24 protein-coding genes and 1 tRNA gene are annotated in these 22,579 nt (G+C 73.6%); 8 read left to right on the plus strand and 17 right to left on the minus strand.

Translation table 11 applies throughout. The features are described from left to right. Positions 1-45: 45 nt before the first annotated feature. The gene (locus ACN267_RS22480; RefSeq protein WP_421489587.1) at positions 46-1,695 is read right to left on the minus strand and encodes a fatty acid--CoA ligase; all 1,650 of its coding nucleotides are present in this window, start codon (positions 1,693-1,695) and stop codon (positions 46-48) included. An 84-nt stretch (positions 1,696-1,779) separates the two neighbouring features. Here ACN267_RS22480 and ACN267_RS22485 point away from each other — a divergent pair, with 84 nt between their 5' ends. Then, complete coding sequence (locus ACN267_RS22485; RefSeq protein ID WP_204958784.1) at positions 1,780-2,271, plus strand: NUDIX domain-containing protein; 492 nt, start codon at positions 1,780-1,782, stop codon at positions 2,269-2,271. Positions 2,272-2,525: 254 nt separating this feature from the next. On the opposite strand, the gene ACN267_RS22490 is transcribed toward ACN267_RS22485, so the two are convergent. Both ACN267_RS22490 and ACN267_RS22495 read right to left on the minus strand, forming a co-directional pair. Further along, on the minus strand, positions 2,526-4,199 hold the full coding sequence (locus ACN267_RS22490) for an MDR family MFS transporter (RefSeq protein WP_421489588.1): 1,674 nt from the start codon (positions 4,197-4,199) through the stop codon (positions 2,526-2,528). A gap of 109 nt (positions 4,200-4,308) precedes the next feature. After that, entirely contained in the window at positions 4,309-4,857 is a 549-nt protein-coding gene (locus ACN267_RS22495; RefSeq protein WP_204958782.1) for a type 1 glutamine amidotransferase domain-containing protein, read from the minus strand. Positions 4,858-4,979: 122 nt separating this feature from the next. Between ACN267_RS22495 and rfaE2 the strand changes: the two genes are divergently transcribed. Both rfaE2 and ACN267_RS22505 read left to right on the plus strand, forming a co-directional pair. Continuing rightward, positions 4,980-6,896 (plus strand): D-glycero-beta-D-manno-heptose 1-phosphate adenylyltransferase, encoded by a 1,917-nt coding sequence (rfaE2, locus tag ACN267_RS22500; RefSeq protein WP_421489589.1) that lies wholly within the window; start codon positions 4,980-4,982, stop codon positions 6,894-6,896. Continuing rightward, on the plus strand, positions 6,893-7,765 hold the full coding sequence (locus tag ACN267_RS22505) for a glycosyltransferase family 2 protein (protein ID WP_421489590.1): 873 nt from the start codon (positions 6,893-6,895) through the stop codon (positions 7,763-7,765). Before rfaE2 ends, ACN267_RS22505 begins: the two co-directional genes overlap by 4 nt. Before the next feature lie 147 nt (positions 7,766-7,912). Here the strand turns inward: ACN267_RS22505 and ACN267_RS22510 are convergent, their stop codons facing one another. From ACN267_RS22510 to ACN267_RS22520, 3 genes are read right to left on the minus strand one after another with little or no spacing between them, the layout of a single operon-like run. Next, on the minus strand, positions 7,913-9,040 hold the full coding sequence (locus ACN267_RS22510) for a glycosyltransferase family 9 protein (RefSeq protein WP_204958779.1): 1,128 nt from the start codon (positions 9,038-9,040) through the stop codon (positions 7,913-7,915). 7 nt (positions 9,041-9,047) lie between these two features. Continuing rightward, on the minus strand, positions 9,048-9,581 hold the full coding sequence (locus ACN267_RS22515; protein WP_204958778.1) for an Hsp20/alpha crystallin family protein: 534 nt from the start codon (positions 9,579-9,581) through the stop codon (positions 9,048-9,050). Then, complete coding sequence (locus ACN267_RS22520; protein WP_421489591.1) at positions 9,578-10,084, minus strand: DUF2231 domain-containing protein; 507 nt, start codon at positions 10,082-10,084, stop codon at positions 9,578-9,580. Before ACN267_RS22520 ends, ACN267_RS22515 begins: the two co-directional genes overlap by 4 nt. Before the next feature lie 145 nt (positions 10,085-10,229). Here ACN267_RS22520 and ACN267_RS22525 point away from each other — a divergent pair, with 145 nt between their 5' ends. Beyond that, positions 10,230-10,850: a pyridoxamine 5'-phosphate oxidase family protein gene (locus tag ACN267_RS22525; protein WP_421489592.1), complete on the plus strand. Its 621-nt coding sequence runs from the start codon at positions 10,230-10,232 to the stop codon at positions 10,848-10,850. Between the two features lie 58 nt (positions 10,851-10,908). Here ACN267_RS22525 and ACN267_RS22530 read toward each other — a convergent pair whose 3' ends face one another. From ACN267_RS22530 to ACN267_RS22540, 3 genes are all read right to left on the minus strand, one after another. Next, the gene (locus ACN267_RS22530) at positions 10,909-11,496 is read right to left on the minus strand and encodes an HAD family hydrolase (RefSeq protein ID WP_421489593.1); all 588 of its coding nucleotides are present in this window, start codon (positions 11,494-11,496) and stop codon (positions 10,909-10,911) included. A 72-nt stretch (positions 11,497-11,568) separates the two neighbouring features. Next, a complete protein-coding gene (locus tag ACN267_RS22535; protein WP_204958775.1) occupies positions 11,569-11,721 on the minus strand; it encodes a hypothetical protein in 153 nt (50 codons plus the stop codon). A gap of 149 nt (positions 11,722-11,870) precedes the next feature. Then, complete coding sequence (locus ACN267_RS22540) at positions 11,871-12,515, minus strand: TetR/AcrR family transcriptional regulator (RefSeq protein WP_204958774.1); 645 nt, start codon at positions 12,513-12,515, stop codon at positions 11,871-11,873. Between the two features lie 130 nt (positions 12,516-12,645). On the opposite strand from ACN267_RS22540, the gene ACN267_RS22545 reads away from it, so the two are divergent. Next, the gene (locus tag ACN267_RS22545) at positions 12,646-13,191 is read left to right on the plus strand and encodes an SRPBCC family protein (RefSeq protein WP_421489594.1); all 546 of its coding nucleotides are present in this window, start codon (positions 12,646-12,648) and stop codon (positions 13,189-13,191) included. 46 nt (positions 13,192-13,237) lie between these two features. Then, positions 13,238-13,600, plus strand: a complete 363-nt coding sequence (locus ACN267_RS22550; RefSeq protein ID WP_281901064.1) for a hypothetical protein — start codon at positions 13,238-13,240, stop codon at positions 13,598-13,600. A 111-nt stretch (positions 13,601-13,711) separates the two neighbouring features. On the opposite strand, the gene ACN267_RS22555 is transcribed toward ACN267_RS22550, so the two are convergent. After that, positions 13,712-13,785 (minus strand) — tRNA-Thr (locus tag ACN267_RS22555). Positions 13,786-13,955: 170 nt separating this feature from the next. On the opposite strand from ACN267_RS22555, the gene ACN267_RS22560 reads away from it, so the two are divergent. Then, positions 13,956-15,677 carry a metallophosphoesterase family protein gene (locus ACN267_RS22560; protein ID WP_421490480.1) on the plus strand — a complete coding sequence of 574 codons (1,722 nt, stop codon included), beginning with the start codon at positions 13,956-13,958 and terminating at the stop codon, positions 15,675-15,677. 130 nt (positions 15,678-15,807) lie between these two features. Here the strand turns inward: ACN267_RS22560 and ACN267_RS22565 are convergent, their stop codons facing one another. Next, entirely contained in the window at positions 15,808-16,287 is a 480-nt protein-coding gene (locus ACN267_RS22565) for a MarR family winged helix-turn-helix transcriptional regulator (protein WP_204958727.1), read from the minus strand. A 60-nt stretch (positions 16,288-16,347) separates the two neighbouring features. Here ACN267_RS22565 and ACN267_RS22570 point away from each other — a divergent pair, with 60 nt between their 5' ends. Next, positions 16,348-16,716 (plus strand): VOC family protein, encoded by a 369-nt coding sequence (locus tag ACN267_RS22570; RefSeq protein WP_204958726.1) that lies wholly within the window; start codon positions 16,348-16,350, stop codon positions 16,714-16,716. Positions 16,717-16,744: 28 nt separating this feature from the next. Here the strand turns inward: ACN267_RS22570 and ACN267_RS22575 are convergent, their stop codons facing one another. From ACN267_RS22575 to tmk, 6 genes are all read right to left on the minus strand, one after another. Further along, positions 16,745-17,605: a PSP1 domain-containing protein gene (locus tag ACN267_RS22575; protein WP_421489595.1), complete on the minus strand. Its 861-nt coding sequence runs from the start codon at positions 17,603-17,605 to the stop codon at positions 16,745-16,747. Positions 17,606-17,680: 75 nt separating this feature from the next. Continuing rightward, positions 17,681-18,337, minus strand: a complete 657-nt coding sequence (locus ACN267_RS22580; protein ID WP_204958724.1) for a hypothetical protein — start codon at positions 18,335-18,337, stop codon at positions 17,681-17,683. Continuing rightward, positions 18,337-18,642, minus strand: a complete 306-nt coding sequence (locus ACN267_RS22585) for a hypothetical protein (protein WP_204958723.1) — start codon at positions 18,640-18,642, stop codon at positions 18,337-18,339. The genes ACN267_RS22580 and ACN267_RS22585 overlap by 1 nt, the downstream gene beginning before the upstream one ends. A 1-nt stretch (position 18,643) precedes the next feature. Further along, positions 18,644-18,973: a YbaB/EbfC family nucleoid-associated protein gene (locus tag ACN267_RS22590; RefSeq protein WP_088643476.1), complete on the minus strand. Its 330-nt coding sequence runs from the start codon at positions 18,971-18,973 to the stop codon at positions 18,644-18,646. A gap of 108 nt (positions 18,974-19,081) precedes the next feature. Further along, positions 19,082-20,377, minus strand: coding sequence for a DNA polymerase III subunit delta' (locus ACN267_RS22595; RefSeq protein WP_421489596.1), 1,296 nt, complete (start codon positions 20,375-20,377; stop codon positions 19,082-19,084). Beyond that, complete coding sequence (gene tmk / locus ACN267_RS22600; protein ID WP_372445984.1) at positions 20,377-22,488, minus strand: dTMP kinase; 2,112 nt, start codon at positions 22,486-22,488, stop codon at positions 20,377-20,379. The genes ACN267_RS22595 and tmk overlap by 1 nt, the downstream gene beginning before the upstream one ends. Positions 22,489-22,579: the final 91 nt, after the last annotated feature.

Below are 22,579 nucleotides of genomic sequence, written 5' to 3' on the forward strand. Positions count from 1 at the left end.
AGGAGTGACGTCCCTACCCCATCGGCGACGAGTCGCCGAAAAGTGTTACGGCCCCGCCAGCTCCCGTACCTCCAGATCGCCGGCGGCGTACCGCGAACGCACCACCTTCTTGTCGAACTTGCCCACGCTGGTCCTGGGCACCGCGTCGATGACCGCCCACCGTTCCGGCAGCTGCCAGTGTGCCACCGAACCGGCGAGGAACGCACGGAGCTGCTCCACACTGGTCGACGCGCCCTCGCGGACCACCACGGTGGCCAGTGGACGCTCACCCCACCGCTGGTCGGGCACCCCCACCACGCAGGCCTCCTGCACGTCCGGGTGGGCCATCAGCGCGTTCTCCAGCTCCACCGAGGAGATCCACTCCCCACCGGACTTGATCACGTCCTTGGCCCGGTCGGTGAGGGTGAGGAACCCGTCCGGCGAGAGCATGCCCACGTCACCCGTACGCAGCCAGCCGTCGTGGAACTTCTCCGGGTCGGGGGCGTCGTCACCGAAGTACCGGGCGGTCACCCACGGGCCGCGTACCTCCAGCTCGCCCACGGACGTCCCGTCGGCGGGCAACGGCTCACCCAGCGGGCCGACGATCCGGGCCGCCACCCCGGCCGGAATCCGGCCCTGCGTGTAGCGGAACCGCCAGGCGTCCTCCCCGGTCACCTCGGCCGGGGCCCGGGACACCGACCCCAACGGGGACGTCTCGGTCATCCCCCAGGCGTGGATCACCTCGATGCCGTGCCGCTCGGAGAACGCGCGCATCAGCGTGGGCGGGCACGCCGAACCGCCGACGATCACCTCCTTCAGCGACGAGGTGTCCACGTCGTGGGTATCCAGGTAGGCCAGCAGGTCGTTCCAGATGGTCGGCACCGCACCGGCCAGGGTGGGCCGCTCGGCGGCGATCATCTCGGCGATCGGCGCGGCCTGGAGGAACCGGTCCGGCATGATCAGCGACGCGCCGGAGAGGAACGCCGCGTACGGCAACCCCCAGGACATCGCGTGGAACATCGGCACGATGGCCAGCTCCCGGTGGCCCGGCCCGAGCCCGAACCCCTCCGGCAGGCACACCTGCAACGAGTGCAGATAGATCGACCGGTGCGAGTACGCGACCCCCTTGGGGTTCCCGATGGTGCCGGAGGTGTAGCAGAGCGCGGCGGCGTCCCGCTCGTCGACCTCCGGCCAGTCGTAGTGCTCGGGCCGGCCGGCCAGCAGGTCGTCCCAGTGGTGGAAGGTGACCCGGTCACCGGCGACCGCCCGCAGCGGCTCGGGGTCACCCCCGCCGACCACCACCACGTGCCGCACCGTGGTCAGCTCGCCGAGCACCCGGGCCAGTAGCGGGATCAACGTCGAGTCGACGAGTACCACCCGGTCCTGCGCGTGGTTGGCGATGTAGGCGACCTGGCCGGGGAAGAGCCTGATGTTCAGGGTGTGCAGCACCGCGCCCATGCTCGGCACAGCGAAGTACGCCACCAGGTGCTCGGTGTTGTTCCACATGAAGGTGGCAACGCGCTCGTCGCCGGTAACCCCGCACTCGTCGCGCAACGCGTGGGCCAGCCGGGCCGCCGCCCGCCCCACCTCGGCGTACGATATCCGGCGCGGCTCGGCCCCCGTCCAGGTGACCACCTCGGCCGTGCCGTGCACGGTGGCACCGTATTCGAGGATCCGGGCGACCTGAAGCGGGGCGTCCATCATCGTGCTACGCATGGGTGACAAGCTAGTGTCGCCGGTCACACGTTGGGAACCCCCGGAACGTCCGACCGTTACCGAGATGCTGCGTAGATTGTCCGGGTGAGTATCTCCTGGGCCGACTCGTACGTGGGACAGCTACGCGCCCTGGCCGGTGACCGGACGCTGATGTTCGTCGGCGCCCGGGCCGTGGTGCGCGACGACGCCGGGCGGGTGCTGTTGATCCGCCGGTCGGACAACGGCCAGTGGGCGCTGCCGGCGGGCGCAATGGAACTCGGCGAGTCGATCGCCGACTGCGCGGTGCGTGAGGTCCGCGAGGAGACCGGATTACGCGCCCTGCGGGTCAGCGCCTTCGCCCTCTACACCGGCCCGGACCGCACCCACACCAACATGTACGGCCACACCTACCAGATCTTCACCACCGCGTTCCGGGTTGACGACTGGGACGGCGAGCTGGCCCGGGTCACCGACGAGACGACCGACGCCGCCTTCCTGCACCCGCACGAGTTCCCCGCCCCGCTCTCCCTGTCGGTCCCGGAAACCCTCGCCGACCTCGACGTCTTCACCCAGACCAACCGCCTGATCCTCAAGTAACCCCCTCCCGCCCACCCCCGCTCTCCTCCCGCCGCCCGCCCACCCCGCCGGCCCCGGCCCGCCCGCCCCGCCCGGCCCGTCCGTCCCGCCGCCTTCCCGGTGATCAAGAGGTTTGCGTCAGTTGATCAAGAGGTTTACGTCAACACATCCGCGATTCTTGACGTAAACCTCTTGATCACCGGGGCGAGGCGGGCGGGGCGCGGCGGGGCGGGGCGCGGGCAGGGCGCGGCGCGGACGGGGCAGGCGGGGTCGGGTCAGAGCATGGTTTGGGATTTGGCGTTGAGGTCGGCGGCGGCTTCCTCCTTGGACTCCCTGGTCAGGGGCTTGCCGCCGGGGGCGGGGGCGGTGCCGCCGAGCGGGTCGGTGCCACCGGTCGCGCCCTGCGGGCCGGCACCCCGGAGCTGGTCGTTCGGCAGGGCCAGGGTGACCAGCACGGCGAGCAGCGCGATCAGGCCGGTGGTCAGGAACACCAGGTGCAGCGACTCGACGAAGGACGCCTGGATGGCCGCCCGGACCGGACCGGGCAGGGCGAGGATCGTCGCCGGCTCGTTGATCGAGATGTTCGTGCCGCTGCCCGCCACCGCCGCCCGCTGCTCGGGCGGGAGCTGGGCGATCGCCCTGGGCAGCCGGTCGGCGAGCCCGCTGGCGAGCCGGGTGGAGAGCACCGCGCCCAGGATGGCCACCCCGAACGAGCCGCCCAGCGACCGGAAGAACGTCGCCGAGGAGGTCGCCGCGCCCAGGTTCCGGACGTCCACCGCGTTCTGCACGCCGAGGATGAGCGACTGCATGCACAGGCCCAGCCCGACGCCGATCACCACCATGTAGCCGAACGCCGCCCAGAGCGAGCTGTCCACCTGGAGCCTGGTGAACAGCAGCATGCCGACGACCAGCACCACCGAACCGGCCACCGGGAACCACTTGTACCTGCCGATCCGGCTCATCGCCCGGCCGGTCACGATCGAGGTGACGATGATGCCGGCCATCATCGGCAGCATCAGCAGACCGCTGCGGGTGGGCGAGGCGCCCTTGACGATCTGCAGGTAGAGCGGGATGAAGATGATCGACCCGAACATCACCAGACCGAGCACGAAGCCGGCCGAGTTGGCCAGCGCGAACGTCGCCGAGCGGAACAACCCCAGCGGCAGGATCGGCTCGGCGACCCGGGCCTCCTGGAGCACGAACGCGACCCCGAGCACCGCGCCCGCCACGAACAGCCCGATGATCGTCGCCGAGCCCCAGGCGTACGAGTTGCCGCCCCAGCTCAACGCCAGCAGCAGCGCGCTCACCCCCGCGACCAGCAGCGCCGCGCCCAGCCAGTCCACGGTGTGCTCCCGCCGCTCGAACGGGATCAGCCGCAGCACGTGGTAGCAGACCACGATCGCCAGCAGCGCCAACGGCACGTTCAGATAGAAGATCCACCGCCAGTTGGTCTCGGCGAAGTAGCCGCCGACCAGCGGCCCGGCCACCGAGGAGACGCCGAAGACCGCCCCGAACAGCCCCTGGTAGCGGCCACGGTCCCGGGGCGACACCACGTCGGAGATGATGGTGAACGCCAGCGTCATCAGGCCACCCGCGCCGATGCCCTGCACACCCCGGGTGACGATCAGCTGGGTCATGTCCTGCGACAGCCCGGCCAGCAGCGAGCCGAGCAGGAACGTGCCGATCGAGAAGAGGAAGACGGGGCGGCGGCCGTACAGGTCGGCCATCTTGCCGTAGAGCGGGGTGGAGGCGGTCGAGGCGAGCAGGTAGGCGGTCACCACCCACGAGTAGTGGTCGATCCCGCCCAGCTCGCCGACGATGGTGGGCAACGCCGTACCGACGATGGTCTGGTCCAGCGCGGCCAGCAGCATGCCGGTCATCAGGCCGAACATCAACAGGCGGAGCTGGCGGGCCTGGAGCACCGGCTGGCCGTGGGTCTGGGCGGTCATCCCGCCTTCTTTCCCGCTCCCCCGCGAACATGCCTGCGGGCCGGGGAAACCTGCCCCGGACCCACCGACGGGCACGCGGGCGGACCCCGCGTGCCCATCGCGGGACGGCTCAGTCGCCGGCGGCGAACCGGTCGACGATCGCGGCGCAGAACGCCGGCAGGTCGTCGGGCTTGCGGCTGCTGACCAGGTTGCCGTCGGTCACCACCTGTTCGTCGACCCAGGTCGCGCCGGCATTGGTCAGGTCGGTACGCAGGCTCGGCCAGCTGGTGATCCGGCGGCCCGCCACCACGCCCGCCTCGACCAGCGTCCACGGGCCGTGGCAGATCACCCCGACCGGCTTCCCGGCGGTGAAGAACGCCTGCACGAACCGGACCGCGTCCGGGTCGGTGCGCAGGAAGTCCGGGTTGGCCACCCCGCCGGGCAGCACCAGCGCGTCGTAGCCGTCGGCGTCCGCGTCGGCCGCCGTCACCGCCACGTCGTACGTCTTGGCCTGGTCGAGGTGGTTGAAGGCCTGGATGGTGCCGGGCTTGAGCGACACCAGCTCGGCGGTCGCACCCGCCTTCTCGACCGCCTCGCGCGGCTGCACGTACTCGACCTCCTCCACGCCGTCGGTGGCGAGGAACGCGATCCGCTTGCCCTGCAATGTCGTGGCTGCCATGTCGGTTTTCCCCTCTCCGGATACCTCTGGTCGGTTCCCGGGGCTCGGGGCCCGAAACGTGACCCCGGTCGCCGGCCAGGGCGGTGGGTTTGGCCTGGTCGGGGCGGGGGACCCCGGTGGGCATGGCAGGAGCAGCAGCGGAACAGCGCCGGCTCGCCACCGTCGTGGAGAGCTGGCGGGAACGCGCCGTCCTCGTCGTCGGCGACGCCATGCTCGACGAGTGGCGCTTCGCCGAGTCGGAGCGGCTGTGCCGGGAGGCCCCCGCGCCGATCCTCACCCTGCGCCGACGGATCACCGCCGCCGGCGGGGCCGCGAACACGGCGGTCAACATCGCCACCCTCGGCGGGCGGGCTCTGCTCGTCGCCCCGGTCGGCGCGGACGTGGCCGGCGACGAACTGCACGACTGCCTGGACCGGGCCGGCGTGTGGGACCGTACGGTCAGCGAACCGCACCGGCCGACGCCGGTGAAACGCCGGATGCTCGCCGGCAACCAGATCCTGCTCCGGGAGGACTCCGGTGACCCGGACGACCCGCTCGACGACGACGGCGTCGGCCGGCTGCTCACCGCCCTGAGCTGCGCCACCGAGGAGCTGCGGGCGGTGGCCGGCGGGGTCGCGCCCACGCTGGTGGTCTGCGACTACGGTCTCGGCGCGCTGCCCGCCCCGGTCCGCGCCTGGCTGGTCGCCCACCGGCACCGGTACGCCACCGTCGCCCTGGACGCCCACGACCTCGCCGACTGGCGGGGGCTGAACCCGACGGTGGTCACCCCCAGCTTCGCCGAGGCGACCCGGCTGCTGGCCCGCGCTGCCGCCGGCTTCGGCGCGCCGCCCGCCCCGACCCGTACCGGCGGCACCGGCCTGCACCTGGACCACCCGCCCAACGATCCGGCCGACGGGCCGTCGGAGCTGGTCGTGGGCACCGCCCCCGGCGGGGTCGGCCGGGCCACCGGCCCGACCGGGGAGCCGACCCCGGGTGAGGGGCGGGTCGCGATGACCGGGGACGGGTTGAGCGTGACCGGGGCCGGGGTGACCGTCAACGCCACCGTCGGCGAGGGGGTCGACCGGGCCGGGCTGGCCCAGGCGCGATTGGCCGAGCTGCGGGCGCACACCGGCGCGGACGTGGTCGCGGTGACCCTGGACACCGAGGGTGCCATCGTCGGCGGCCCGGACGGCGCACCCCGGCGCAGCCACAGCACACCCGTCCCGGCCAGTCACGCCGTCGGCGCGGGCGACGCCTACCTGGCGGCGATGACCCTCGCGCTGGCCGCCGAGGCGTCGCTGCCCACCGCCGCCCAGTTGGCCCAGCTCGCCGCGACCATCACCGTCTCGGACACCGGTACCTGCGTGTGCCGCCGGGAGGACCTGCTCGACGCGCTCGGCGGCGCACCCGACGGCACCGCCCACCCGACGCTGGTCGGCACCGGCGAACTGGACGCGATCGTCGCCGACCACCGACGGGCCGGCCGGTCGGTGGTGTTCACCAACGGCTGCTTCGACGTGCTGCACCCCGGCCACGTGCGCTACCTGGAGCAGGCCCGTGCGCTCGGCGACCTGCTGGTGGTGGCGGTCAACTCCGACTCCAGCGTCCGCCGGCTCAAGGGTGCCGACCGGCCGGTCAACCCGGTGGAGGACCGGATCGCCCTGCTCGCCGCGTTGTCCTGCGTGGACCACGTGGTGGTCTTCGAGGAGGACTCGCCGGCCGACCTGATCGAGGCGGTCCGCCCCGACGTGTACGTCAAGGGCGGCGACTATCCGCCGGAGATGGTCCCCGAGGCACCCCTGGTCCGCCGGCTCGGCGGTCAGGTACGCACCCTCGGCTACGTGCCGGACCGGTCCACCTCGGCGATCATCGACCGGATCCGCGCCCAGGCCGCCAGCAGCCTGGGCACCGCCACCGACCCGCCGACCGGTCCGGTACGACCCGCCGACGCGCCGGCCGACCGGGTACGACCCGCCGCCGGTACGTCTGCGGCACCCGGCCCGGAATCCACAGCGGTCGCCCCGACCCCGACCGCCGGACACCTGGGCAGGTCCACGTGAGCCGACCGCTCGACCTCGGCTCGGCCGGGGGGTTCCGCCGACCCCGTCGGCTCGACGTGCTGATCCCGACCCGCAACCGGCCCGCCGAACTGGCGGTCACCCTGGCCGGGCTGGCCGCCCAGGTCGAGGTCCCCGACTTCGGGGTGGTGGTCAGCGACCAGTCCGACCACGACCCGGCGTACGCGCACCCGGCGGCGGCCACCATGGTGCGGGCGTTGCGCCACCGGGGGCACCCGGTGCTGCTGACCCGTCGGCTGCCCCGGCGCGGGCTGGCCGAACACCGGGCGTACCTGCTGGACCGGTCGGTGGCCCGGTACGTGCTCTGCCTCGACGACGACGTCTGGCTCGAACCGGGCACCCTGGACCGGCTGGTCACCGCGATCGGGGAGCTGGGCTGCGGGTTCGTCGGCAACGCGGTGCACGGCCTGTCGTACGCCGACGACGTCCGCCCCGAGACGCACCGGCACTACGAGGAGTGGGCCGGGCCGGTGGTGCCGGAACGGGTCCGCCCCGACACCCCGCAGTGGCAGCGGGCCGCCATCCATCCGGCCGCGAACCTGCTGCACGTCCAGCAGAAGCTGGGCCTGCCGGCGGGGGCGTGGCGGGCGTACAAGGTCTCCTGGATCGGCGGTTGTGTGCTCTACGACCGGGCGGCACTGGTCGACGCGGGCGGCTTCGAGTTCTGGCGGCGGGTGCCGGCGAACCACCAGGGCGAGGACGTCGCCGCCCAGCTCGCGGTGCTGGCCCGGCACGGCGGCGCGGGTGTGCTGCCCAGCGGCGCCTACCACCTGGAGTCACCGACCACAGTGACCGAACGCGACGTCGAGGCATGGGAGGTCGTCGCCGCCGACTCCCCCCAGCCGGCCTGAGCCTTGCCGGCACCGGCCGGCGACCCGCCAGGGTCGTCCCGGCCCGGGGCCCGGTCGACCGGCGGCACCGCCCGGCCCCAGGCCCGGCGACCGGCGGCGCTGCCCTGCCCTCGGCCCGTCGACCGGCCGCACCGCCCGACCGGACCGTCAGCCGGCGGCGCTGCCCGGGTCGGGGCGGAGCAGGTCGGCGGCGGCTTCGAGCACCTCGGCCACCGGCACGTCGGCGACGAACGAGTCCCGGTGCGGGCAGTTGCCGTCGCCGGGCCGGTGCGGATAGATGCCCGGGGTGCAGTCGACCCCGCAGACCGGGCAGCGCGTCGTCCAGGCGGCGATCGGGCGGTGCCGGGCGCGCAACGGCGTCGCCCCGTTGATCATGTTGCCGACCCAGTAGACGCCCACCGTCGGGGTACCGACCGCGCCGGCCAGGTGCAACGGGCCGGTGTCGTTGGAGACCACCAGCGCGCAGCCCGCGTACGCGCCGACCAGCCCGCCGAGGCTGAGCGTGCCGACCTGGGGACGGACCGGCACCCCGGCCGCCGCGACCACCTCGTCCACCACCGCCCGCTCGGCGGGGGTGCCGGTGACCAGCACCTCGTACCCGTCGTCGTGCAGCACCCGGGCCACCTCGGCGAACCGCCGCGCGGGCCAGCGCCGCCGGGTGTCGCTCGCCCCGGGGTGCAGTGCCACCCGGGGCCGGTCCGGCTCGCCCAGCACCGCCCGTGCCTGCGCCCGGTCCGCGTCGGTCACCGCGAGCTTCGGTACGACGGTGACCGCGTCCGCCCCGACCAGGCCCACCACCTCCAGGTAGCGGATCACCTCGGGCTGGTAGTAGACGTAGCGCAGCCAGCGGTCCAGCGGCGGGGCGTCCTCGGCGCGCAGCCCGGCGGTGACCCGGGCCCCCAACCGGCTCATCACCGGATTCGAGTTGGCCCCGCCACCGTGCACCTGCAACGCCAGGTCGTAGCCCTCCCGGGCGGCCTCGGCCAGGAAGTCGTCGAGCGAACCGGGCGGCTCGTCGGGGCCTGGCTCACGGATGCCGGGGGCCGACGGAACGACCAGCACCCGGTCGACCGGGCCGGGTCGGTCCCGCCAGAACTCCGCGTGCCACGGCGCACCGAACAACACGATCTCCGCCGTCGGGTACGCGGCCCGCAGCGAGTCCAGGGCGGGCAGCAGGAAGACGAGGTCGCCGAGCGCGTTGGCCCGCAGCACGGCGATCCGGGCCACGTCGGGCACCCGCTCGCCCAGCGGGCCACCCAGGGTCGGGCTGTCCACCGGGGCCCTACGGCCGGTCGAGCGGGTCGACGGTGGTGTGCGGGTGGTGTAGTTCCCGGTCCGCCGCCGGGTCCACGCCGGTGGGCGTACCGCTGCGGGTGGGGCCGGGCGGGTAGCCGGCGCGGCCGACGGTGATGGTGCGCGGCGTGGGTCGCGCCGCCCGGGGCAGGTGCACCCGGAGCAGACCGTGGTCCATCACCGCGTCGATGGCGTCGGGGTCGACCCGGGACGGCAGGTCCACCCGGTACTCGAAGCCCCGGGTCTCCACCCCTCCGGGAATGCCCTGGTCGGCGTTGACCTCGGCCTCCGACCGGGCCCGGACGCAGAGTTCCCGGTCGTCGAGTTCGACGGCGACCTCCTCCGGTGCCACCCCGGGCAGCCGGACGACCACCTGCCAGCCGTCGGCGACCTCGGTCAGCTCGACGTCGGGCGACGCGCCCCGGCCGCCGACCAGCCGGCTCAGCTCGGCGCGCAGCGCCTGGAGTTCACCGGTCGGGTCCCCGCCCGGCTGAGGGCTGCCCCGGCCCGGCTGCTCGCTCACCGCACCTCCCCCACCGGTCGACTGGCCGCGGCGGGCCGCAGCGAGCTGGGGGCGTCCAGGCCGGCGTCGGAGTCGACACCCACCCCCAGCCGGTCGACCAGTTCCCCGCCGAGCCAGGCGCTGACACCGAGGATGGCCAGGCCGACCACCTCGATGGCGATCAGCGCGCCGCCGGCCGACCGTGACCCGGCGTTCAACCGGACCGCCCAGACGGCGGCGAAGAGCAGGATCACCGCGACGTTCGCCGCCGCGTGGGTGAGCGCCACCCGCTTGGCCCGGGTGCCGGCCGGGATGGCCAGCAGGTCGAACGCGCCGGCCACCGCGGCCAGCAGACCACCGACCAGGCCGACGGTGAGGTTCCAGTACGCGACCTCGGCGAGGAAGTCGGGCCCGCCGACCGTGTCCACGACGTCGAAGAGGGTGCCGGTGACCAGCAACGCGACCGGGAACATCACCAGCATCGGGTGCACCGGGTGCCCGAGCACCTTCAGTCGGCTCTCCATCGCGGTCCTCCACTGCGTCGTCGGGGCGGGGTGCGCCGGTACCCGCCGGGGGGACAAACCGGGCTCGCCACGCCCGCCTAGGCTGACGTACGGCGGCCGGTGCTCCACCGCCCGCCACCGGGACCAACGGACGGGGGAGGCGGACGTGACGGCGGAGATCACCTCACACGAGGAGCTACGCGCGCTGCTGGGGGCACCGATGCCCCGGGCGGCGGCCAAGGAACGCACGGTGCTGCACGAACGGGACCGGCAGTGGCTGGCCGCGTCGCCGTTCTGCCTGGTCGCCACGGCCGGCGCGGACGGCAGCTGCGACGTCTCCCCCAAGGGCGATCCGGCCGGCTTCGCGCTGGTGCTCGACGAGCGGACGATCGCCATCCCGGAGCGGCCCGGCAACCGGCGGGCCGACGGCTACCGCAACATCCTCGACAACCCGCACGTCGGGCTGATCTTCCTGATCCCCGGCCGGACGGACACCCTGCGGATCAACGGGCGGGCGAAGCTGGTCCGCGACGCGCCCTACTTCGACGACATGCTGGTCCAGGGGCACCGGCCGGTGCTCGCCGTCGAGGTGGCCGTCGAGCAGATCTTCTACCACTGCGCGAAGGCGTTCCTCCGTTCCGAGCTGTGGCAGCCGGAGACCTGGCAGCCGGACGCGCTGCCGTCCCGGGCCCGGCTGGTCAAGGAGGTGGAGACGCCGTCCGAGAGCCTGGCCGACCTGGAGCGCTACTACGGCCCGGCGTACGCGGAGAAGCTCTACCGGGGGTGACGGCGTCCCCCGGGCCGGCGGTGAGCCGGTGCCGCCGGGCCGGATCCCCGGCCCCGGTTCAGCGCTGCCAGGGCGGCGGGACCCGGACCGAGGCCATGCCCGCCGCCGTCGCCGCCGCGACCCCCAGGTCGGTGTCCTCAAACACCAGGCACTGCTCCGGCGGTACGTCGAGCAGCCGCGCCGCCATCAGGTAGCACTCCGGGTCCGGCTTGGCCCGCGTGTAGTCCTCCGCACACACCAGCACGTCGAACCGGTCGAGCAGGTCGAGCGCGGACAGCGAGGCGGTCACCGACTCCCGGGTGCTGCCGGAGACCACGGCGAACGGCACCCGCCGGTGTGCCCGTTCGATGTGCGCCAGCACCCCGGGAACGGCGGTGAGCTGCGGCAGGAAGCTCTGGTAGGCGTCCTCCCGGCGACGGGCCACCACCTCGACGGGCATGGTCAGCCCGTGCCGCTCGTTGAGGTCGACGACGATGTCGGCCACCGGCCGGCCACCCCAGGCGTAGAACAGGTCCTCCGGCAGGTCGCAGCCCCACTCGTCGAGCGCCGCCCGCCAGGCCAGGTGGTGCACGGGCATGGAGTCGACGATGGTGCCGTCGCAGTCGAACAGGTAGGCCCGGAAGTCGCCGGGCGGCAGGGGCAGCACGGGCCCAGGATAGTCACGGCGGGACCCGCCCCCTCGCCCGCGCCGGCTCCCGCCGGGCGGCGTGCTGGCCGGTCAGCGGTCCGGGTCGGTGCGGGTCAGGTCGCGCAGCGCGTCCTGCGGGGCGGCGCGGCGCAGATAGTCGCGGCGCATCCGGCGACGGTCACGCCGGCACCGGCCGCACGACCAGGGCAGCGGCCACCACCGGCCGCAGAAGGCACATCTCATCGAGGGGTCCCATCCTCGTATGCGTACGGTAGCCGACTGTTGACCTTAGCCGTACCGGACAACGGGCATCGACCGGTGCCGTTGCGGCGGTGGCGCCGCGTCCCGTCCCGGCGGCCGGTGGCGGTGGTGGCGTGTCCCGTCCCCGGTGCTCAGCGGCCGAGAAGGTCGTCGATCTCGTCGTCGAACAGCAGTGCCGGATCGAACCCCATGCCGGCGAAGTGGCCGGCGAGTTCGAGCGACAGGACGCCGTGCACCCGCGTCCAGAAGGCCAGCGCCTCCCTTAGCGTCGCGGCCGGCACGGTCGGGTCCGTGACCCAGCCGCGATGGTCGTCGAGGTGGGTCTCGATCCGTCGCCCCGAGGGCGGGACGTCGCGGCTGCGGTAGGCGTCGACGATGGTCGCCATGATCTCGGTCGAGATCGCGGTGGTGTCGTCGGGGGCGTGGTAGCCGGGCACGGGCGTACCCCAGATCAGCAGGTAGCGCTGCGGATCGTCGAGGGCCCAGGCGCGGACGGTGTTCGCCAGCCCGGCGACGTCCGCCCCGGCGTCGGCGGCGGCCCGGAGCGCGTCGGCGAGGCTTCGGTACGCGTCGCGGATCAGAGCGGTGATCAGCTCGTCCCGACTGGCGAAGTACCGGTAGAGCGCCGGGCCGCTCATGCCCAGCTGCTCGGCGATCGCCTTGAGCGACAGCGCCGACACCCCGGTCGTGGCGAGCTGTTCCCAGGCCCGCTGCTTGATCTCCGCCCGCACCTGGGCGCGGTACCGCTCACGCGGACCGGTCACGTCGGCACTCATGGACCACCCCTCCACCGCTGCTCTCACGTTAGTTACAGGCTATCACCATCGCTATTGACCGAAGCTCACGTTGGTTATAGCCTGTAACCACAGCGACACCAGGTCGCAGAAGTGAGATAGGTGGAGACAAATGGCAACGACCGCGAACCAGCCGGTGATCACCTGCGACGGACAGGGCGTCGACCCGGCGGCCCGGATCCGGTACCGCACCGAGACGCTCGTCGACGCGTCGCTGCACACCGTCTGGCACCTACAGACCGACGTCGGAAAATGGCCCTCCTGGCAGGTGCCGGTCACCTCCGTCACCCGCCTCGACGACGGCGAACTGCGCGCGGGGTCGGCGTTCCGGTGGACCACGCCCGTCCCGGAAACCCCGATGACCCCGGCCACGACGCTGACCATCACCTCGACCGTGACGCACCTGACGCCCTACCGGTGCGTCCGCTGGGCCGGCCCGGGAGTCGGCGACGGCCTGCACATCGACAACGGCGTTCACGTCTGGACCTTCACCGAGGTCACCGGCGGGGTGCTGGTCCGCACCGAGGAGACCTGGACCGGCGCCCAGGTGGAGGCCGACGTGGCGACCTCCACCGCCTACCTCGGCTACGGGCTGGAGGCGTGGCTGGCCGACCTCAAGGCCGCCGCCGAACGCACCGACCCGGCCGCCCGCCCCTGAACCCCGGCGGGGACCACCCGCCGCCCTCGTACCGGAAGGAACCGCCATGCCCCCCGCACCGACGACACCCACGCCCCCGGGCGTGCTGCCCCGCTCGCGGCCCCTCGTCAGCAGCGCCTGGGCAGCTGCCGCCCTCGTCGCCGGCCAGTTCGCCATGGTGGCCGTCGTCCCGGTGGCGATCACGCTGGTCACCGTGTTCCGCCACGATGCTCTGCGCCCGCTGCGGTGGTGGGCCGGCGCGCTCGGCGCGGCCTACGGGGCGGGACTGGCGCTCTGGGCGATCGGCCCAGACCGCGCCCCCAGCCTGTCGAAGAACCTCCACCCGGCGCACGAGGTCGTCATCGTCGTCCTCGGCATCGCCCTCGCAGTCGCCTACCACGCGCTACGCGGGCGCCCCGGCACCCGGTGACCGGGGCGGGCGGAGTCGCGCCCGCAACGACGGGGAAAGGCCGTCCCGGGGTGGCTCGTCAGGGGTCACAAACAGGAAAGCCCAGGTCGGTTGACCTGGGCTTTCTCACCGAGCCGCCTGACGGAATCGAACCGTCGACCTACGCATTACGAGTGCGTCGCTCTAGCCGACTGAGCTAAGGCGGCAACGACCGCCAAGTGTACGGCACGACCCCCGGCGGGACCGAGGGGGTTCCCCGCCGGCGGACCGGACATCAAGGGACATCCGTGTCGGGCGGGACGGCTAGGCTGCCCGGGTGAGCGACGACCCCGCCACCCCCGAGCGCCCCGCCACCTCCGGACGTCCCGCCGACCCGATCGGCCCCGTAACGGACCCGGACGCCGAGCACGCCCCCGGTGAGCGGGCCGTCCGCAGGCCACGCGGCACCGATCCGGTGGAGCTGGGTTTCACGCCCCGCAAACCGGTCCCCTGGCTCGCGCCGTTCCTGCTGATCAGCACCGGCATCCGTACCCTGCTGGCGATGCTGTTCGGGGCGTACCTGGACAAGCGGGAGTTGCAGAACGCACTCGACGCCAGGATCGGCACGCAGGTCGGCCCGGACGGGGGTCTCTGGCTCGACTACGTGGCCGACCTGGGCGACGGCTTCGACGCCACGTACTCGGTGGCGTACCTGCTGGCCCAGCCGGAGCTGACCGTGGACGGGCACCGGCTGCCCCGGGCACAGACCCTGGTGATGGGCGGCGACCAGGTCTACCCGTCGGCGGCCTACGAGGCGTACGAGGACCGGTGCAAGGGGCCGTACCAGGCGGCGCTGCCGGTGGCCCCGCCGCAGCGGCCGATGCTGTTCGCCGTGCCCGGCAACCATGACTGGTACGACGGGCTGACCGCGTTCCTGCGGCTGTTCGTCCGCTCCCGGGACCGCAACTTCGGCGGCTGGGGCACCGGCCAGTCCCGGTCGTACTTCGCGGTGGAACTGCCGGCCGGGTGGTGGCTGCTCGGCCTGGACGACCAGTCGGGGTCCTACCTGGACGACCCGCAGCTGTCGTACTTCGACGAGGTGGCCCGCCGGCTCGGCCCGGAGTCCCGGGTGATCCTGGCGGTGCCCGCGCCGACCTGGGTGAAGTCCGTCGACCATCCCACCGCGTACGACTCGATCGACTACTTCGTCCGGACGATCATCGCGCCCACCGGGGCGCACGTGCGGCTGCTGGTCTCCGGCGACCTGCACCACTACGCCAGGTACGCCGGCCCGGAACGGCAGTTGATCACCTGTGGCGGGGGCGGGGCGTACCTGTATCCGACGCACACCCTGCCCGAGCGGATCGAGGTGCCGCCGAAGGACACCCTGTCCCGCCGGGCCAGCCGCACCCGCGCGTACGACCTGGTGGCCCGATTCCCGGACGCGGCCCGCTCCCGGCGCTACGGCTGGGGGATCTTCCACCGGCTGCCCCGACGCAACCCGGGTTTCGGGACCCTGCTCGGCACCCTGCACACGCTGCTGATGCTCGCCATGGCCGGGGTCGCGGCCAACCGGACCGGCACCGAGCAGCGGCTGTTCAGCGTCCCGCTGGTGATCATGTTGGGGGTGACGCTGCTCGGCGCGGCCTTCTTCGCCAAGCCGCCCAGCGCCGGCGGGAAACGGCACGTCCGGCACTGGCTGCTCGGCATCGGTCACGGCCTGGCGCACGTGGGGCTCGCGGTCGCCGGCACCTGGGCCTGGCTGCACCTGCCGTTCTACCACTGGCCGTGGCCGCTGCCGGCGGTCGCCGCCGCCGTGGTCTACGGTCCGGTGATCGGGCTGGTCGCCACCCAACTCGTGGCCGGGTACCTGCTGGTCGCGGGGGCATTCGGGGTCAACGTCAACGAACTGTTCGCCGGGCAGGGCATCGAGGACTCGAAGTCGTTCCTGCGGATGCGGATCGACCCGGACGGCACGCTGACCGTCTATCCGATCGCCGTCGACCGGGTCTGCCACGACTGGCAGCTCAACCCCGACCAGTCCCCGACCGCCTCCTGGCTGACCCCCCGCACCCCGCTGACCCCCCGCCTCGCCGAACCCCCGGTAACCCTCACCTGAATTCCCGACCCCACCCGGACCACCCGGACCACCCGCCACCCACCACCCGCCGCCCGCCGCCCGCCGCCCGGCGAAGTTGACCAAGAAGTTCGCGTCACCCGCCGTGCCCACAATGACGCAAACCTCTTGATCAACCCCGGTCGTCGGCGGGGGGCGGCGGCGCAGGCGGGGAGGTCAGGGAGTGGATCATCGATTTGAGGGCGTGGAACGCGGCTGAGCGCTCGGGGCCGGTCATGCCGGAGAGCATTCTGACCTCGACGGAACGGACCGCCGCGCTCGCCCGCTCCAGGCTGCGTCGACCGCTCGGTGTGAGTCGCGTGGGCAGCGCCTTGCCGACGGGTGCCGCCGCCGGCCTGGTCACGTAGCCCTCCCGTTCCAGATTCTGGAGCAGCACGTTCATCGTCTGCCGGGTCACGAACGCGCCCCGCGCGAGTTCGGAGTTCGACATGCCCGGCCGCTGCGCCAGCAGTTCGAGGCAGGCGTAGTGCGTCACGCCCATCCCGAGTGGTCGCAGCACCTCCTCCATGGCCGCCCGCAGGGCGCTCGACGCCTCCTTCAGCAGGTAGCCCAGGGACGTCTCCAGGTCGATGCCGGCATCAACTTGACTCATGTCAGCATTCTGACATAGCTTGCTGATGTCAGGAACCTGACATGACTGAAGGAGTATCGCATGCCCGTCACCGGCCCCGACTTCATCTCGTTCCAGGCGCGCGACCTCGCCGCCTCCCAGGCGTTCTACGAGCGCTACCTCGGCCTCGTCCGCTCGCCGGCCGGGCCACCGCACGCCGTCGTCTTCGCCACCACACCGATCGCGTTCGCCCTGCGCGACGTCGTCCCCGGCACCGATCTCGCCTCCGCCGCCCGGCCCGGCATCGGTGCCGCGATCTGGCTTCACGCCACGGACGTGCAGGCCATCCACGACGCGCTCGTCACCGACGGGCACACCATCGTCTCCGCGCCGGTTGACGGGCCCTTCGGCCGGACGTTCACCTTCGCCGACCCCGACGGCTACCAGGTCACCCTGCACGACCGCGCCTGACGGGCCGTGCCCGACCGGGAAGCGTCGGTCAGCGCGCGGCCCCTCCGGGGCCGGCCGGGTCTCGGCTCTCGTAGGCGCTCCGGGAGCCACAGACGTCCGCGCGGGAGCACATGGAGCGCGAGCCGTCGGCATCCAGGCGGACGGTCACCGCGTCCCTCGGGACGCTGTGGCCGACCACCCGGCCGTCCCCCTCGGGCGTGCTGACGCGGCTGCCGATCGCCGGGGCGGACTCGGTGAACGCGGCGTACAGCGGGTGCTCGTACTTGAGGCAGCACATCAGCCGGCCGCAGGCGCCCGAGATCCGCAGCGGATTCAACGGGAGGTCCTGGTCCTTGGCCATCCGGATGGTCACCGGCTCGAAGTCGTTGAGGAAGGTGGCGCAGCACAGGTCCCGGCCGCAGGAACCGATGCCGCCCTGCACCCGGGCCGAATCCCGGGCGGAGAGCTGCCGCAGCTCCACCCGGCAGTGCAGGGTGGCGCCCAGGTCCCGCACCAGGGAGCGGAAGTCCACCCGGTGCGGGGCGGTGAAATAGACGGTCGTCCGGTCCCCGGCGCCCTCGGTGGCAGCCAGGACATGATCCACCGCCACCACCTTCATCGGCAGGCCGTGCTCCCGGATCAGCCGCTTCGCCGCCACCTTCGCCTCGGCCTTGCGCCGCCGCAGCACCTCGTCGCGGCGCAGGTCGTCGTCGCCGGCCAGCCCGGCCAGCTTCGGGAAACCATCGGTCTCCTCGGCAACCCACTGCGCCGCCCAGACGCACTCCGCCACCTCGGGACCGTCGTCGGTGGGGACGAGCACCCGGTCACCGACCTTCGGGCTGAACTCCCCCGGGTCGAGGTAGTAGAGCCGCCCGTACCGGTTGAAGCTGACCGCGCAGAGCATGCCCATGCCATCAGCCTACGACGGATCGACGGAACCGGTCCGGGTGCGACGGGCGGGCCCCCCGCCGGGTCGGCTCGTCCATCAGCCGATCCGCACCGGGCCGCCGTGGTACGACGGCCCGCCGCTCGGCCGCCAGGTCGACTCGGCGAGGCTGGGCGACCACTGGCGCAGCAGCGTCTCCGCCCCGTCGTAGGCCACCCCGAGCACCGAGAGCACCCGGGTGGCGATCTCGGCCGCCGCAGCCGCCCCGACGGGCCCGGCACCCGCACCGGCGACCATCCGGACCCGGACCGCCTCGGTGGAGCCGAGCACCTCGGCCAGCACCCGGGCCACCGCCAGCCGGCTGCCCTCCACCCAGTCGGCCAGCGCGTCGGCGTAACCGGCGGTGGATTCCAGCCGGCCCACCAGGCTCTCCGGGCCCTCGTCCAGGTGGCGCAGCAGGGCGGTACGGGCTTCGTCGTAGGACGCCCCGGCCGGGCCCGACCAGATGCCCGGATCGGTGAGGGCGGCGCACGCGTCGTCGTACCCCCGCACGAGCCGGCGCACGGCGTGGCCGGCGGTCGCCAGCGGCGCGGGATGCAGGTCGAGGAAGGCGCGCAGGGCCTCGCCGGGCAGCAGTTGCATCCGGCGCAGCAGCGGCCAGACCGGGTGCCCCTCGGGTGCGCCGGCGGCGAGCAGCGTGTCGACCCGGGTGAGCAGGTCCAGGCCCGGTTCGGCGAGCCGGTCCAGCGGATCCATCACGCCTCCCCGGCCAGCCGGCGGCGGGCGGCCTCGTCGGTGGAGGTGTAGCGGTCGGCGGCGCTGCGGACGGCCGACGCGGCGGCGGCCAGCCGGGCGGCGGCGGCACCCGCCTCGCGGGCCCGCCCGTCGGTGGCGGTCGTCCACTGTCGGTGCAGGGCCCGGCCGACCTCGCCGGGACGGCCGGCGGCGTGCGCGCCGAACGCCGGGTGCGGCGGGTCGGTGGCGGTGACCGTGCGGGACAGCGCGGCGAGGGTGGCGCTGGCCTCGTCGAGGCGGTCGGCGAGGGTACGCAGGGGATCCATCTCACGCCCCCGCGAGCGGACGGTAGGCGGTGAACGTCTCGTTGTGCAGCTTCTCCCGGGCCCACTGGGCGGCGTCGGCGGCGGCCGTGACGGCGGCCTGCACCGAGCCGGCCACGTCCCGCGGGTGGCGGTTGTGCAGCGGCCCGAGGAAGCGCACGTCGGTGATCCGCCCACCGGCGGTCACCACCACCTCGACCAGCCCGTCGGGCGAGCGGACGGTCACCTCGACGGTCTCCACCGCCCGGTCGAACTCGGCCTGGAGGGACTCGATCCGGCGGTACCGCCGCACCGCCTCCTCGATCCACGCCTCGTCGATCTCGCCGCGCGGCATCCGATCTCCCCCCAGGTCGACCTCACCCTGCGTGCCACCACGATCACCGCGGCCCACCGGGACCGTACCGCACCCCGTCAACACGTGTCGATGGGCGGCAACCGGGGGTCAGCCGCGCCAGAGGGAGAGCATCATCGCCTCCACGGCGATGCGGGGTTTGACGTTCGCCTCGATCGCGGCCCGACACTCCAGGACCGCCTCCAGCCGGCGCAGCGCCCCCTCCGGGGCCCACTTCTGCCCGCCCGCCTCGGCCAGCGTGGCGGTGTCGGTGTGTACCGGGGCGACCGGCGCGCGCAGCGCCGAGGTGAGCGCGTCCCGGTAGAAACCGGCCAGGTCCACCAGGGCCCGGTCCAGGGCGTCCCGCTGGGCCCGGGTGGCCCGCGACTTCTGCCGCTTCTCCAGGTCCTTCAGCTGGCCGGCGGAGCCCCGCGTCGCGCCCGCCGCGCCCCGGCCGGTGCCGCCCGCACCCAGCGCGGTCTGCAACGCGGCCCGCTCGGCCGCGTCGGACTCCGCGACCGAGGCCGCCGCCTCCGCCTCGGCCGCCTCGATCAGCGCCGACGCCGCGTCCAGCGCGGTGCCCACCCCGGTCAGCCGGCGCGGCACCGCCAGCACCGCGTCCCGGCGCTGACGCGCCTCAGGATCGCGGGCCAGCCGGCGGGCCCGGCCCACGTGCCCCTGCGCGGCGGCGGCCGCCCACTGCGCCACGTCGGGCGCGATGCCGTCCCGCCGGACCAGCACGTCGGCGACCGCCGCCGCCGAGGGCTGCCGCAGCGGTACGACCCGACACCGCGACCGGATCGTCACCGACACGTCCTCCGGGTGGGTGGACGGGGCGCAGAGCAGGAAGACCGTCCGCGGTGGCGGCTCCTCGACCGCCTTGAGCAGCGCGTTGCCGGCGGCCTCGGTGAGCCGGTCGGCGTCCTCGATGATCACCACCTGCCAGCGCCCGCCGGACGGGGTGCTCGCCGCCCGCAGCACCAGGGCGCGCATCTCGCCGACGCCGATGGAGAGCCCCTCGGGGGCCACCAGCCGGACGTCGGCGTGGGTGCCGGTGAGCGTGGTGTGGCAGCCGGGGCAGGTGCCGCAGCCGGTGCCGTGCACGCACTGGAGCGCGGCGGCGAAGGCGCGGGCGGCCACCGAACGGCCGGAACCGGGCGGACCGGTGAAGATCCAGGCGTGGGTCATCCCGGCCCCCGGGTCGACGGCCGGGGCGGTCGACCCGGCGGCGGCATCCTCGTCGGCCTCGGCCAGGGCGGCCAGGTCGTCGTCGTCCGGATCGTCGACGGTGCCGGCGGGTGCCGGAAGGTGGGCGGCGCGCAGCACGGCGGCGGCCGACGCGGCGGCCCGGCGCAGGGTGCCGACCGCGTCGTCCTGGCCGACCAGTTCGGCGAAGACGTCCGGCATCAGGTCCGGTGCTCCATCCCCACCAGCTCCGTGTCGGATAACTCGGGCTGGACCGAGGTGTCGGGCCCGTGTGCCGGGCGCGGGTGCACGATGCCGGCCGGGTCCACCAGGAACTCCTGCACCCGGCGGCCGACCTGGCCGGCGATCTCGTCGACCGGGCGGGCCGCGTCGAGCACCAGGTAACGCTTGGGGTCGTTGGCCGCGAGGTCGAGGAAGGCGTAGCGGACCCGCTCGTGGAAGGCCACGGACTCGGCCTCCAGCCGGTCGGCCCCCTGGTTGCGGGCGGCGGCCCGGGACAGGCCGGTCCGCGGGTCGACGTCGAGCAGCACCACCAGGTCGGGCTTGAGCCCGCCGGTGGCCCAGGAGGAGAGCCAGGAGACCTCGTCGACCGGCAGCGTACGACCGGCGCCCTGGTAGGCCAGGGACGAGTCGACGTACCTGTCGCTGATCACGACCGCGCCCCGGATCAGCGCCGGGCGGACCACGGTGGCGACGTGGTGAGCCCGGTCGGCGGCGTACAGCAGCGCCTCGGCGCGTGGGGAGGGGGCGTCCGCGCCGGAATCCTCAAGCACCAGGGCCCGGATCCGCTCGCCCACCGCTGTGGCACCCGGTTCCCGGGTCACCACCACGTCCCGGCCCTGCTCGCGCAGGCGGGTGGCGAGCTGCTCCAACTGGGTGGACTTGCCGGCCCCCTCGCCGCCCTCGAAGACCACGAAGAGACCGTTGGAGACGAACGGCTCGGCCGGCATCAGCGGCCGGCCGCGCATCGAGCCCCAGAGGTCGGCCAGGACCGGCACGCCCTTCTTGTCGTCCATCTGCCCGAACGCGCTGATCCCGGCGAAGATGCCGGCCAGGCCGGCGGCGAGCAGCAGCAGCCGGGTGGAGGAGACCGAGATGCCGAGGTCGGCGATGGTGAGCTGGCGTGAACCGCCGACCCCGACCAGCAGACTGCTCAGCGCGATCGCCAGGATCAGCACCAGCCGGGTGCCGATCTGCACGACGGCGAAGACCCGGCCGCGTACCTCGTCGGCGACCTCGCCGCCGAGCAGCGTGGTGCCGGCGAGGAAGGCCATGCCGGCACCCGCGCCGACCATGATCGCGCCGAGGATGGCCATCGACAGGTGGATGGCGAACGCCAGCACCAGCACGGAGGCGCTGGCCAGCACGATGCTCATGCCGAACCAGCGGCGGCGGGACATGTCCCGCACGATCATCGGGCCGAGCCCGATGCCGACCGCCAGCCCGATGAAGATCGCGCCGAACAGCATGTAGAACGCGGCGTCGCCGGCACCGAGCGAGGCGGCGAAGAACTTGGCGGTGCCGATCACGATGCCGCCACCGGCGAACGCGCCGAAGATGCCCAGCACCAGGCCCCGGACCAGCGGGGTCTGGCCGATGAACTTCCAGCCCTCGGTGAACTGGCTGAACATGCCCTGCTCGGCGCGTTCGCCCCGTTCCCGGGCCTGGGCCTGGCTGATCTCCTTGATGCCGAAGGCCACCACCAGCGCGGTGGCCAGCCGGGAGAGGGCGTTGAACCAGAGGGCGAGCTGGGCGGGCTCGGCCCAGCTCGGCATCTCGCCGCCGGTGACCCCGCGCACGCTGCGGTCCAGCACCGCCAGGGCGATCGCGGCGGCGACCGGGGTCAGGCCGTACGTGGTGATCAGGGTGAGCTGGTTGGCCGTCTCCAGCCGGGCGCGCGGGATGAGGTTGGGGACCGCGGCCTCCTTGGCCGGGATCCAGAGCAGGGTGATCGACTCGATCAGGAAGGTGGCGACCGCAGCCCAGGTGACCACCACGCCGCCCCGGACGCCCAGCAGCGCGACCAGCGGGATCGAGGCGAACAGCAGGAACCGCAGCAGGTCGCAGATGACCATCGTCCAGCGCCTGTCGAACCGGTCGGCGAGCACGCCGGCCACCGGCCCGAGCACCAGCGCCGGGAGCAGCCGGATCGCGATCACGCCACCGAACACCGCCCCCTGGGCGGTGCTGCCGGAGACCTGCGCGGCGGCGAAGACGGAGGTGGCGAGCAGGCCGAGCCAGTCACCGAAGGAGGCTGCGCCGAGCACGATCCAGAGCCGCCGGAACGGCCGGATGCGTAGTACCGACCGGATCGCCGCAGCTCCGGACCGGTCTGTCTGGGCGGCGGCTCCGGCGGGCCCGGGCGACGACGCGCCGGACGACTCGCCGTTCTGCTGGCTTTCG

The sequence above is a fragment of the Micromonospora sp. WMMD734 genome (assembly GCF_049178975.1).
In the GTDB taxonomy this organism is placed as follows: Bacteria; Actinomycetota; Actinomycetes; order Mycobacteriales; family Micromonosporaceae; genus Micromonospora; species Micromonospora wenchangensis.